This window comes from Spirosoma liriopis (genome assembly GCF_023196085.1).
In the GTDB taxonomy this organism is placed as follows: domain Bacteria; phylum Bacteroidota; class Bacteroidia; order Cytophagales; family Spirosomataceae; genus Spirosoma; species Spirosoma oryzicola.
On sequence record NZ_JALPRF010000001.1, the window covers coordinates 1,233,796 to 1,247,298 of the forward strand.

The following is a 13,503-nucleotide window of genomic DNA, read 5'->3' on the forward strand; positions in this document are numbered from 1 at the left end:
TGTTTTGTGCTGGGCAACAGAACAGCCCCGCTTCCCCACTACATTAGTTCTGGTAACAAAGTCGTAATGAGCAGGTTTTAGGCAAAACGACGACGTTATGAAATCCATTGATAACCTGTTTGATTTACTCAACCAGACAACTTCATCACCCGTATCACGGCAACAATTTCTCAAAACGGCTGGCCGTGGCCTGGCGGTTGGTGCCGTAGGTAGCACTCTGGTCGGATGCGATAAAAAGCCGGAAACGACGGCTTCATCGGCTCCGGCCACGGTTGATACACCCAGCGGTCCGGTGCCCAAATTACCAGCGACATCACCACCAGCCGAAGTACCCGCCGATTCTACAAAACCCATTGAACTCGAACAGATAAAAGCCAAAACCGAACAGCAGGAAGGGTCAACGCCAACGCCTTTAACCGCCGACCAGCGGGTTGGCTACGCAATCGTCGGACTCGGTCACCTGACACTCAACCAGATCCTGCCCGCTTTCGGTGCTGCTAAAAAGTCGAAGGTCGTTGCGCTAGTGAGTGGTAGCCCCGAAAAAATGAAGAAGGTGGCCGCCCAGTACGGTGTCAAAAAAGAAAGTTGCTACAGCTACGCCGATTACGATAAGCTCCGGGACAACAAAGAGGTACAGGCCATTTACATTGTGCTTCCCAACGGTATGCACGCGGAATACACCATCCGGGGAGCGCAGGCGGGTAAGCACATTCTTTGCGAAAAACCAATGGCTAACAGTGCGCAGGAATGTCAGGCAATGATCGATGCCTGCAAGAAAGCGGATCGAAAGCTGATGATTGCCTACCGCATTCAGTACGAACCCCACCACCGGATTGTGCGCGATATGATTCAGGACGGGCAGTTCGGCAAGGTGAAATCGATCATGGCAAATAATGGACAAAACTCGGACAACCCTGATCACTGGCGGTTCAAGAAAGCTTTAGCCGGTGGTGGCTCATTACCCGATGTTGGCTTGTACTGCCTGAACACGATCCGGTATTTGCTGAGTGAAGAGCCAACCGAAGTTATGGGTTACATTCACAGCACACCCAACGATCCGCGTTTCAAGGAGGTAGAGGAACAGGTCAACTGGCTGATGAAATTCCCGAGTGGTATACAAACCAGTTGCGCAACCAGTTACGGTCACCACGACGATAAGAACTACAAAGTTTTGGCCGATACAGGGTGGATAAAAATGGACCCGGCCTTTCCGTATACGGGTTTACAGCTCGAAACGAGTCAGGCGCAGGGAAAAGAAAACCAGATTGTTCAGCATAAGATCAGTGATGTAGATCAGTTTGCGACCGAAATGGATCACTTTTCGGAATGCGTCCTGGAAAACAAAGTACCATTCACCCCCGGCGAAGAAGGCCTTCAGGACCAAAAAATCATGGAAGCCATTTACCAGTCGGCGCGGGAAGGTCGCCCGGTTAGGCTAGCTGCTGTTAATAAGAAAGACGCCTTTAGAGGACCTATGCCAAAAGAGTCATAACGGATAATGCACTAGCTGATTTCGACTAATTTTGAACGATTTTTCGGAATCAGTTGGTGTTTTTGCGCATCTACTACAGCACGACAAACTCCACCCGACGATTTTTCTTTCGGTTCTCTTCGTTGTTGTTGGGCGCTAGTGGGTCCAACGGTCCGCGCCCGACCGCTTTCAGCCTACTTTTTTCGACTCCTTTACGAATCAGGTAATCAATCACCGACTGGCAGCGATCGCGGGAAAGTTTGGTGTTTAACTCGAAATCACCCTGATTGTCCGTATGACCGCGAATTTCAATTTGTAATGACGAATGTAGCGTCAGGGCAGCAGCCAATTCATCCAATTCAGCGTAGGACTCAGGCCGTAAAACCGGACTGCTTTGATCAAAATAAATGCGATTAAGTTGAATTCGTTTGCCCGTTTCCAAGTCGACAAAGGTAGTTGGTTTAACCGACGACAATGCAAAAGCGGGTGGGCCAGACACTTTCGACCCTATTGATTTCAGGCGACTTGATATGGAAAGCGGCTGCACATCCATTACAGGCGGCTTAGCGATCAAGCGAACCATTACCGGATTTTGTTCATTTTCGATGGCGACCGCCCGTATCGACTCTTCGTAGCCACTGGCCCGCGTAGTCAGTTGATAGGTTCCTTTCTCGGTCAACTTCGCGATTACCTGTCCCGCTTCCGAGCCAGCATTGAGTGTAACGGGCGACATTCCACCGGGGTTGATCAGCGTAAATCGAGCCTGCGGAACAACTTTATTCGTCCGGTTGTCAATCGCCCAGATCACTAATCCAAGCGTTTGCTTATCCAGTTCAGCGTCAAATTCAACTAACTTTCCCGATGGCGGAACGTCGATCATTAATCGTCGGCTGACGGACGTATACCCATCCGCGCTAACCTGAATATCCAGATCGTCTGGTTCGGTAAACGTACGTTCGAGCCGTCCAGCGGGAAGCGTGAACTGCTCTTTCTTACCCGTAATCCGCGAAGTCATTACCACCACTGCCGATGCCAGCGGTTGTCGGATCGTCGTAGCAAACACTTTGACGACCAACATACTAGGCTTGGGCTTTATCAATTTGATAGTTAATTCCTGAACGCTATTCAGGTTCGACAAGCGCATTCGGGTAGATAGATAGCCGGAAGCCCATGCCACACTGTTTAATGACGTGCCAGGCAGTACTGATACGCTAAAACGCCGACTGATGCTGTCGTATTCAACAGGTAGAACCTGCTGTGTTTTTTCATCCGTCACCCGAAGCTGTCCACCCGAAATAGGCACGTACGTTTCCGCATCAACCAATCGAAACGTTATCATTAGTAAAACGGACGTTTCCGCTGATCGGGGCTTTCCATAAACCCCTCCGAAAAGCAACAGGAACTGGACTGCCAATAATACAATCCAAGTTATTGAGCTTTTCATAGACAGGTTATTAATACGATTTCGCTACCGACGCTGTCAGTGATGAGCCGTCGTTGATACAGGCGGGTTGATCATGATATGCGCACGGTGCGTACCGGGGTCCATGATCCAGGGCATACCGGGCGCTTCTGGCTTTGTTGGCAAGCCTGTACTTTCAGCCGTTGCGTAAGGAATATACACGACATACCGCAGATAGCCGTCCTTTACATCGCCAGAAGTAGGATTATAATCACCATCCTTAGCGGTATACACAAACAATGTTGACGGCTGCTCAGGCATCTTCAACGTTTTCGCTTTCACTTCTTTTTCGCGGATGGCCAGAATTTCGTTGGCTTTCTTTCCTTCCTGCTTCAGCACCCGGCCCCGGTCCATGAATGGGTCCAGATCGCGGTGATAACACGAAACACTCAATCCTTTCTGGGCGGGGTCGTCGGCCAGACAGACAAGTTCGTTACTGCCCTTGCGCAGTAAGACAAACTCGTTTTTAGCCGAATAACCGTACACAGCCGCACCGTCTCGCTTGTCGGCAGGAGCGGCTAATACCGCTGTTTTTATCTGTACATCGGGTGACGGCACAACCGGGCTTTGCGCCATAGCGGCTGTTATCAGACAGGATGAAAGGCAGAAGAAGGAAAAGGTTTTCATGCGTAGTAAGTAGCTATCTTGTACAACAAACCGATTTACATACTACGCAAGATGCCTTTTTATTAGCAATCCAGCAACTGGATTGATCAAACCGCTACTGATACCCTCTCGCTTGCAAACCGAACAGTTCAGCGTACCGCCCATCTTTTTCAAGCAGTTCGTAATGACTACCAATTTCGAGCAGCGTTCCGTTTTCTAACACTAAGATTCGGTCGGCCATACGGACGGTACTGAACCGGTGCGAAATAATCACGGATGAGCGTCCTTCGGTTAGCTTGGCAAAACGCTGAAAGACTTCGTACTCCGCCCGCGCGTCGAGAGCCGCCGTCGGCTCGTCAAGAATAACCAGTTGTGCATCACGCATATAGGCTCTACCCAGCGCTACTTTCTGCCACTCGCCCCCCGACAATTCAACACCCTTGTTGAACGACCGGCCTAACTGCTGATCATAGCCACCGGCCAGCTTCGCGATAACCGTATCCGCCAGACTGCGTTGCGCTGATGTTTCAATGCGTGGCTGGTTGGTTCGCTCGTCAATATCGCCCACGGCAATGTTGACACCAGCCGACATTTTGAAGCGGGTATAATCCTGAAAAATAACGCCGATGTTTTGCCGAAGCGCCGTCAGATCGTACTCCCGCAGATCGTAACCGTCGAGTAAAATCCGTCCTTCGGCGGGGTCATAGAGCCGAGCCAGCAGTTTAACAAGTGTGGTTTTACCCGCACCGTTCTCACCCACGAGCGCCAGTTTTTCACCCGCATGAAGCGTAAAAGACAGGTTACGCAACGCCCACCGTTCGGAGTTTGTGTATTTGAACCCGACGTTTTCGAAAACGAACCCTTCGCGGATGGGATTCGGAAAGGGCCGTGCTTTACCGGGCGAATGAATCAGGGGTTGGATAGCGAAGTAGTCAAACAGGTCTTGCAGGTAGATCGCTTCCTGCGTTAGACTACTGAACTGAAGCAAAATACCTTCCAGCGACCCACGCACCTGCCGGAACGAACCCGCCAGAAATGTAAGATCACCCAACGAGATTTGTCCGCTTACCGCCCGCATAACAATCCAGACGTAGGCTCCGTAATAGCCCGCCGTACCAAGCGCGGTCAGGACAGTTCCCCAACTCGCCCGGCTAATGGATAATGCCCGATTCTTACGAAAATACTCCCACGAAAGGCTCCGAAAGCGATCAATCAAAAAGCCTGAGAGTCCGAAGATCTTAACTTCTTTCGCTGTCTCGTCACTCGCGCCAATGTAGCGTATGTAATCGAGCTCGCGCCGTTCGGGTGTCCACGACCGCGACAGAGAGTAACTACGCTGATTAAAGTAGTTGTCGCCAATAAACGAAGGCGTCACCGCAACCAGAATCAACAGTAACAGCCAGGGATTGTAAACAGCCAGACCAGCCGCCAGAAAGCCAATCGAGATCAACTCCTGCACCTGCCCGAATACGCCCGATAGCAGTACCGTCCGGCCCGATGTCTGTCGGCGAGCCCGCTCCAGTTTGTCGTAAAACGTAGCGTCTTCAAACTGCTCCAGATCAAGCGTGGCCGCGTGTTCCATCAACCGAATGGAAATCTTATTGGTGAACAAATCGCCCAGCAATCCGTCCAGCAACGACACGGCCCGCCCCAGCGCCGTCGACAGAATGGCCAGCCCAAACTCGGCGGATACGAGCCACCAGAGATAGTTTGTATCATCGGCACCTGCCCCGCCCGGCTGTCTGGACAGGATAACAACCTGATCAACAATTAATTTACCAACGTAAAGCGTGGCGGCTGGAATAGCCGCCCGAATCAAACGCAATGCTGCGTTCCCTAAAAACAGACCCGGCGACGTTTCCCACACCAAGCGAAAAAAAGCGGGCAGATTACCGAGGGCGGCAAAGCGTTCGCGCCAGCTTATTTGTTCCTTAGTATCAGTGGAGTTAGCATGTGAATTTACCTTTTTTGCCATATACTAAAAAGACAAGCGCGACGGGGTATTAGTTCATTAAACGAAAGGCGGTTGGGAAGTCTATTTAGCGACCCATTTTGTCGTCATTCCGGGCTAGTTCTGCAAACCGATCTGACTAAATAACCGTCCTTTACCAATCCCCAAAGCGGATTCTTTTTCTTTTCTGCGTAGCTTCGTCTCATGCAGATTTTAGTAAAAAAGAAGGACGTGCATTTACGCCTGTCACGCTTGGTGATGAGCGTACTTTTCGCGGTATTCCTTCACCACTATGCAGCGTGCAAACCCGTTTCGCTTGATCCTCTAGCGGGTATTGCCTTTTTTAAAGGCCCCTGGAAGGACGTACTGGCCGAAGCGCAGCGGCAGAACAAACCTATATTCCTGGACGTGTATACCAGTTGGTGCCCTCCCTGCAAACGTATGGCTCGCGAAGCGTTTCCCGATCCAGAGCTGGGAACAAAGTTCAACGTACATTTTATCAACTACCAGCTCGACGCCGAAAAAGGCGAGGGCGTGCTGATTGCTAAACAATACGCCGTATCCAGTTATCCAACCGGACTTTATATCGCCCCGAATGGTAGCTTAGTGCATCGATCCGTCGGCTACGGGGGTATCAAGGCGATGATTGACCTGGCTGATCATGTGCTTGCCTTTCCTCAACTAAAGGCAACCGTAGCGAAGGGCGATAAAGATTTCGCAAAGGGCAAACGAGAGCTAGCCTTTCTGAAAAAGTATCTAAAAGCGCGTCAGGAGCTTAACCGACCCGTCTCGGACGTGTTGGATGCTTACCTGGATGCCGTACCAGCGTCGGAACGCAACAGCCCCGAAACCATATTGTTTATTGCTCAGCAAATAGAATCTTCGACTACAACCGCCTTTGACTACCTGATAAAAACGCGCTACGGTCTGCTTGCCGAGGATGTAGCGAGTGCGGTCTCTGGTGCGTTGAACCGGGCACTTAGCAATGATCTCAATCGGGCGTTTGCAACCAATGATGAGACTCTTCTCGAAAAAGCAATTGCAAACGAAGGTCGAAACGTCGCTTTTAGCCATCCAGACCAATTAACTAGTTACCAACAGGGAACCGCCAATCTGTATCGATTACACCTGTTGAAAAAAACAAAAAACTTTGGACGCTATGCTACTATTGCCCGACTCCTGGTGCAGAACCGGTTTATGAATTTGCCAGTGGATGAATGGCACAAAGTCGATTCGGTCGTGACTACGCCCGGAACAAGCGCTCAATCTACTGCTCAATTCCTGGAAAGTGATACGCTAGCTACTGCTTCGGACGATGCGCGTCAAAACGATCCGGCGCGCAGAGCGGCTAACATCCTCCAGCAAATTGCCGATACCTACTGGCAACAGGCAACGTCTGCAGCCGACCGGGAACTTGCTCTGACCTGGGCTCAGCGATCGGTTGCTTTATACCGCAGTCCCGCAGGTCTGGCTACCTGCGCTCATCTCTTAAAAAAACTCGGACGTACGGAAGAAGCGATCAGCATTCAGAAAGAAGCCATTCAGGAAGCCACAAAAGCAGGTAAGGACACAAAAATCTACGAGGCAGGCCTAAGCAATATAACGCAAAACCGAAATTAATCTAGTATTAACTATCTGTTAGATAGACAATTAAATCAGAAATGCATTAAAACGATTTAATTTCACAAAGTAGCCCGTTATCCGTTTATATATAATCATTCACCTTTCACCGTACTAGCTCATGAAATCGAACAGATTCACCAGTTTCTTTGAAAAAGCAGCCTCAAAGGCAACGCAGGCCACCGGCTCGTCAACGGCCTTTTTGCTGGCTTTATTAACGGTCATCATCTGGCTTGTATCCGGGCCAATCTTTGGCTATTCGGATACATGGCAGTTGGTGATCAATACCGGTACCACGATCATTACGTTTCTGATGGTATTCCTGATCCAGAAAGCACAGAACAAAGACTCGCTGGCCATGCAGATCAAACTAAACGAGCTGCTCGCCGTGAACCGAAAAGCCAGCAACCGGTTACTGAACGTTGAAGACTTAACCGAAGCGGAACTCCGCTCTCTGCATGAGTTTTTCGGACGACTTGCCGAGCGTGCCAAAGTTGAAGCAACATTATCGGAATCTCATTCGGTTGAGGAAGCCGAAGAGATTCACGAGGACAAGCGCGAAGAATTGGAAAACCGGAAACAGGAACGTCAACGCGAAAAGAAAACCAAGAAACAGCCGGTTACACCGATGTAATCGGTTAGAATCCCATCTTCACTTCCTGCCGCTCGCCCGAAACCGTTTGCGCTTCCATATTGAAAATATCGGCCAGCGTCATCGGCTCTTTGGTCTGGAAATCCATGCCGAGGTGCGCCAACAGCTCATTGGCTTTCGAAGCGGATAGCTTCCCAAAGGCGTAGTCAACCATCAGGCGGCCTTTGCGAAGCAGCGCTTTATCAAGCAGGTGCTTACTGGCGTTGAAGGTAGCAATCACCTGAATATGCATACAATCGGCCAGTAGGCCATCGGTCAGGTTCAGGATATTTGACACGCTGTTTGTATCACCACCGGCCTCACGCGATTGCAGGATACGTTCGGCATCCTCAATGATGAGCACGGAGTCTTTGTTATCGAGCAAAAACGGTATAATCTCCGGCGATGTGAGGTAATTGGTCATGTAAGGAGGCAGAATAAGCATATCCTTCTTGACCAATGAGCTTAAATACTTGATATACGTCGTTTTACCCGTTCCTGGCTCGCCGTGAAGCAGCATCAGTCCTTTACTCTTGGGCTGACCGAGCAGCGTCACCAGACGTTCATGCACCGGCGGAAAATCGTCGTTGTAGTACAGTTCCAGATTAATATCGGGGGGTACGATATCGACCCGTTCGGTATGAAGCCCCCCTAAGCCGCTCTGGATCAAATAGATGTGCGTCTGATTATCTTCATGAACGTACTTATGCGCCTGAAAGCCATCGAGCAGGTTCCGTGCGCTTTGTTCGTCGCGGTAGAAGCCATACAACCGAAAGAAGCGTTCCCCCACAAATTCCGCTTTCAGAATGACACCATCGCTGTGTTGATAGATTCGTTCTACAGTATGCCACCCATCATCCGTAACGCGCGATGACAGATTGATCTGATTAAAGCCCCGCTCTTCGAGCAATGCACGCGCCGACGGCTTAAAATCGTCATTAAAATGCAGGTAATTCGGATAACTGCCAAAGGCCTGCACAAAGTGCGGAGCCATCGGAAATTCACGGTCGAGGTCGCCGGGTATGTACAAGTTTTGAATGGTTTGTTGATTTGACATACGACTATCGGCCGTCAGATAGCGGAACATTTCGGCTTTAGAAAAATCTTCCTGAGGTTTCAAACAGGCGCTAGCTTACAATTTTTCGCTACTAAATTACCTTAAAATTAATCAATTGCCTACACCAAGCCTCAGTTTGCCCTAATACCGTGAAACAACCGTTGATTTAGTACGAAAACTTAAGTAAACCTGGCGAAAAACGAAACATAATTTCGTGTACGCTTTTTTCGTAATATTGGTTAGACAGTGGACTTTCGGGCGTTTGTGAATTGAATATGTAGCCGAGCCGGATCGATTTTGTCAATTGATATTCGGCAAGTGCCTGCAAATAATTCGTCGAGATGATACCGGGACTATTTCGCCGGTACGATAATCCAAGCCCAAACTCTTCGCCGAACCATATACGTGCGTTCACGTCGATGCCCAACGGTCTATCCTCAATTTTGGAGACCAGAATGGACGGAATCAATACGGTTCCTTCGTCAATTTCCAGCTTTGTACCTACATTCACCATAATGGGTCGCACCGCCGGATAGAATGTTTGGCCCGCCAGGTTCACGCCCCGCGACACAACTTCGGGCATGGAAATACCACCAAAGAAATGCTCAGCCTGGTAGTAAATACCCACGCCAAAGCTTCCGACAGCACGGTTCAGACTCGACGCACTGGTGAAATCGTACACGGGCAGCACGTTCACACCGCCCTGCACTCCAACCGACAATTTAGCGAGCGCGGGTAAATTGAATCGGTATGCCACGCTGCCGTAAACGCCCGTAGCGGCCAACAGCCCCATTCGGTCATTCAACGCCTGAAAGCCTAATCCGATGCGGCCATTGTCGATGGCTCCGTCGCCCGAAACGCTTTGAGTGAGCGGGGCAGCACGGGCAGAGATCCATTTACGACGCAGAAAGGCGGACAAATGAAACGATTCCCGGCTACCCGCGTAGGCCGGATTGATACTTAATGGATTGACCAGATACTGTGAGTAAAGCACTTCCCGCTGGGCCAGAACCGGCTGAGCAGCCAGCAACGCACAGCCAGCAATAAGTAAAAAACAAAGTTTCCTATAGATACAAACAGACATGACACGTTACGAACAGGAAACCAAATTGCGCGGTTTTAGGGTAAAAACCTAATTTAATCCACCACTCGATCACTGCGTACAGTTGGTTTATAGAGCGCGTGGGTATACTACAGGTTTAAAATTTTAATTTCTGTCCGGCGGTTTTGCTGATGCTCATCTTCTGAGCAGTTGACACCATCTTTACATTTATTCAACGGAAGATTTTCTCCGTACCCATTTGCTGTCATCCGTTTAGCGGCTACGCCTTTCTTTTTCAGGTAATCGACAGCGGCTTTAGCCCGATTGCTCGACAAGGTTTTATTGTAGCTTGCCGTAGCGCGACTGTCGGTATGCGACCGCATTTCGATTCGCATCGTCGGGTATTTGGTCATCAGCTCGGCCACTTTATCAAGTTCAACGGCAGCATCCGGGCGAATCGTTGCCTTGTTCAGATCGTAGTAAATGTTATCGATCTTGATGATATCGCCTTTCCGGAACATGGTCAGATCAGCGGAGCCCGTACCGTCTTTGGTAATCCGCCCCCCGCTGGTACCCATACCGGCTTTGGTTGCCTGAATGGCGTAATCACAACCCGATTTTGCGGTGAACTCGTAACTGCCATCAGCGCCCGTCGTTGTTTCCTGCGTCGTTCCATCGCATTCGTTGATCAAGACAACCTTAACCCCTGCTATCGGTTTTTTCTGATTCTGAGCGGTTATAATCCCGCGCATTGTCGTTGCATCCTCGTCCGACTTCGTAAGCGAAATCTCCAGGCGAGAAGGCTGGTCGTCCGCCAAGTCTTTTATGGAAAAACCGATCTTACTATCCACGTAACCTTCTCGGCTTGCCAAAAACTTGAACTCGCTTTCGGTGTCAATGCAAACACGCATTGCGCCTTCGGCATCCGTTTTAAGCTGTTTGTCACTTCCCCTGCTGCCCCCATCGATAGTCACGGATGTATTGGCCAACGGCTGTTTAGATACCGCATCGACGACGCTTACCATCAACTCCCGACACGGATTCGTTGGTCCCTCGCGCGTGAAGCGATAGATATCATCATCCGCTCCGCCATTCTTGCGGTTACTGCTAAAATAGCCCGCTTTGCGGTTCGCGTCGGTTACGATGCCAAAGTCGTCCTGGGGTGAATTCAATGGCTCGCCAACATTCTGTACGTTCTTTACCTGCAAGCCATCGGTCGTCAATTGCGCATAAAAGATGTCCAGGCCACCCAAGCCGGGCTGCCCATCGGAGGCTACGTACAGGTTCCCGTTGGCATCGACAAACGGAAACATTTCGTTGCCCTTGGTATTGATTGTTTTGCCCAAATTTATTGGCTCTGACCACTTTCCATTCTCCCATTTCGAGACGTAAATATCGGTACCGCCAAAGCCACCGGGTCGGTCAGAGGAAAAGTACAGAAGCTTATCGTCGGGAGAAAGTGCGGGATGCCCCGTTGAGAACTCATCACTATTAAACGATAGCTCGTCTACTTTGCCCCAGTAGCCATCTACCTGCGTAGACGTATACAGTTTTAGTTTGTTGACCCCGTCGGTGCTTTTACGATACTTCCCATCATTGTAGTTATTCCGAGTGAAAATCACCCGCACGCCGTCTCGGGTAAACGTAGCTGGCCCTTCGTGGTATTTACTATTCAGCGTCCGGCTAAAGCGGTCAGACTCACTAACCGCTTCCTGGCTATAACCCATCCCCGCGTTGATATTGTTACCACCGAAATAGCCGATGGTTCGCGAGTCATTAGCCGTTTGTGCCGTATAATCGTCACTGCCGAGCGGTCGGACAAGGGTCGTCCTGGGCGCTTTCTTAGCCGCCGGAACCGATCCTCCTACCCGAGCCGATTTTACACCGCGAAGACTTTCTGCCTCAGGCAAATAATAGAGATCCAGAAAGGGGGTACTGTTCCATTTGAACACACGCTTGATTCCATTAGCCTCCCCTGCCGACACAAACACCAGTCCTCCTTTGTAAAGTACCGGACTAAATTCGGCTTTACGGGTATTCAAACCGAGAAACTCAACGTCGTACCTGTCGGCGTTACTCGTCATCGGAGTCATTTCCCGATAAAGCGTAGAAAACGAAGCCCCCCGCTTATCATCCGTCTGCGTTTTAGTATACTTTTCGTAAATCTGCTGAGCCTCCCGGTATTTTCCGTTACTGGCCAGCGCCTGCGCGTAATAAAGATAGCTTTGACTGTATTCAACGGGAAGTTCACCCTCCGCCAGCAGTTCACGATAAACCCGCTCCGCATTTTTGGTATCGTGAATCTGGTGATAACTGTAGCCGAGTCTGACTTTGGCCGTCCGTCGTTCACTATCCGATAATGATGCGGGACTACCCAGCGCCTGTTCGTAAAGATCGACTGCCCGCGCATACGCCAATTGCTCAAATTGACGGTCGGCCTGCTTACTGACTGACTGGGCAAATGTGGGGTTGGTAAGCAGCCAACATAGCGCTACAAGTGAGCCTATTCGTATCATAAGTAAAGCTTGGATTATAGCTAATCTCAATATATATCTACGATCTAGATAAAAATATATACTTTCGATCAAGCAAATACTGCGCCGAAGTCGAATCGACGGCAAGGAAAAAGGCGTAAATGAAAGACCTAATAATTCGTCTTTCGCCTACGCCTTTTCGCTGTATACCTAATTAGAAATACCGGGGTGTCAGAACACGATTCTTGCCAAAGCCGAACTCATACCGCAGCATGATCTCGTGTGAACTGGGCGCTACATCCTTGAAGTTGTTCATTGTCCGATCATAAGCGTACCCAAACCGAAACTGATCCGTCAGCTGTACTTCCAGCATCCCAACCAGCGCATCGGTACCTACATTGCTCCAATCACTGAACTGATTCCGACGAATGGAAGCTCCGATGGCTATTCGATCGGCAAACCAGATGTTCAGGTTACCGTCAAAGCCCAGGGGCGCTCCCTCAGCGTACTTAACCAACAGCGAAGGCTTTAACTTGATCGCCGGACTCAAACCCACCACAAAACCAGCTGCCAGGTAAGCATGACGACGCTGCGTCGAAATGACATTCCCCACATTGTATTCGCTCAACTTATTTTTGATCAGTCGAGGCACCGACAGGCTCAGGTACGAGCGATCGTTGCTGAGGTAGATACCCGTTCCAAAGTTGGGCAGCAGCTTGGTAATGTTACTGGCAAAAGCAGGATCGATCTGGGTGCCACTGGGGCCGGTTCGTACATCCGCCAGGTTAACGTTGTAGCTGGCAGCTCCGGCCTGCAAGCCCAGAGCCAGCGTCGAGCGGGAACCAACCTTGATCCGGAATGCGTACGAGGCAAACCCGCCCGCTTCCTGAACGGGTCCGAACTTATCGCCGTAGAGTTGCAGGCCAATACCCACTCGCTCCCGGTTAAGGGGCATATCCATCGTGAACGTAGCGGTTTGAGGGGCTCCTTCCACGCCGGTCCACTGGTTGCGGTAGAGCGCCGACATACTCAGCACATCACGACTACCGGCGTAGGCTGGGTTTAACGCCAACATGTTGAACATGTACTGCGAGAACATCTTGTCCTGCTGAGCCAGCAGTGGACGGCTGCCGACGCTTAGAAGCATCAGCATAACCAGCGCTTTCTGGTATTTTTTACTTGATAGAAA

10 protein-coding genes are annotated in these 13,503 nt (G+C 50.2%); 3 read left to right on the forward strand and 7 right to left on the reverse strand.

Features of this window, described 5'->3' with window-relative positions:
• The first annotated feature begins 97 nt into the window (after positions 1–97).
• Entirely contained in the window at positions 98–1,492 is a 1,395-nt protein-coding gene (locus M0L20_RS05160) for a Gfo/Idh/MocA family protein (protein ID WP_248475978.1), read from the forward strand.
• Between the two features lie 73 nt (positions 1,493–1,565).
• On the opposite strand, the gene M0L20_RS05165 is transcribed toward M0L20_RS05160, so the two are convergent.
• From M0L20_RS05165 to M0L20_RS05175, 3 genes are all read right to left on the reverse strand, one after another.
• Positions 1,566–2,810, reverse strand: a complete 1,245-nt coding sequence (locus tag M0L20_RS05165; protein WP_248475979.1) for an OmpA family protein — start codon at positions 2,808–2,810, stop codon at positions 1,566–1,568.
• 141 nt (positions 2,811–2,951) lie between these two features.
• On the reverse strand, positions 2,952–3,560 hold the full coding sequence (locus M0L20_RS05170; protein WP_232559795.1) for a hypothetical protein: 609 nt from the start codon (positions 3,558–3,560) through the stop codon (positions 2,952–2,954).
• 94 nt (positions 3,561–3,654) lie between these two features.
• A complete protein-coding gene (locus tag M0L20_RS05175) occupies positions 3,655–5,514 on the reverse strand; it encodes an ABC transporter ATP-binding protein (protein ID WP_248475980.1) in 1,860 nt (619 codons plus the stop codon).
• A gap of 180 nt (positions 5,515–5,694) precedes the next feature.
• On the opposite strand from M0L20_RS05175, the gene M0L20_RS05180 reads away from it, so the two are divergent.
• Positions 5,695–7,110, forward strand: coding sequence for a thioredoxin family protein (locus M0L20_RS05180; RefSeq protein WP_248475981.1), 1,416 nt, complete (start codon positions 5,695–5,697; stop codon positions 7,108–7,110).
• Positions 7,111–7,231: 121 nt separating this feature from the next.
• On the forward strand, positions 7,232–7,744 hold the full coding sequence (locus M0L20_RS05185) for a low affinity iron permease family protein (RefSeq protein ID WP_248475982.1): 513 nt from the start codon (positions 7,232–7,234) through the stop codon (positions 7,742–7,744).
• 4 nt (positions 7,745–7,748) lie between these two features.
• Here M0L20_RS05185 and M0L20_RS05190 read toward each other — a convergent pair whose 3' ends face one another.
• The 4 genes from M0L20_RS05190 to M0L20_RS05205 all read right to left on the reverse strand — a co-directional run bounded on the left by M0L20_RS05190 (position 7,749) and on the right by M0L20_RS05205 (position 13,467).
• Positions 7,749–8,828, reverse strand: coding sequence for an AAA family ATPase (locus M0L20_RS05190; protein WP_248476601.1), 1,080 nt, complete (start codon positions 8,826–8,828; stop codon positions 7,749–7,751).
• A gap of 136 nt (positions 8,829–8,964) precedes the next feature.
• The gene (locus tag M0L20_RS05195; RefSeq protein WP_248475983.1) at positions 8,965–9,882 is read right to left on the reverse strand and encodes a PorP/SprF family type IX secretion system membrane protein; all 918 of its coding nucleotides are present in this window, start codon (positions 9,880–9,882) and stop codon (positions 8,965–8,967) included.
• A gap of 107 nt (positions 9,883–9,989) precedes the next feature.
• Complete coding sequence (locus M0L20_RS05200) at positions 9,990–12,356, reverse strand: OmpA family protein (RefSeq protein ID WP_248475984.1); 2,367 nt, start codon at positions 12,354–12,356, stop codon at positions 9,990–9,992.
• Between the two features lie 172 nt (positions 12,357–12,528).
• Positions 12,529–13,467, reverse strand: coding sequence for a PorP/SprF family type IX secretion system membrane protein (locus M0L20_RS05205; RefSeq protein WP_435531822.1), 939 nt, complete (start codon positions 13,465–13,467; stop codon positions 12,529–12,531).
• Positions 13,468–13,503: the final 36 nt, after the last annotated feature.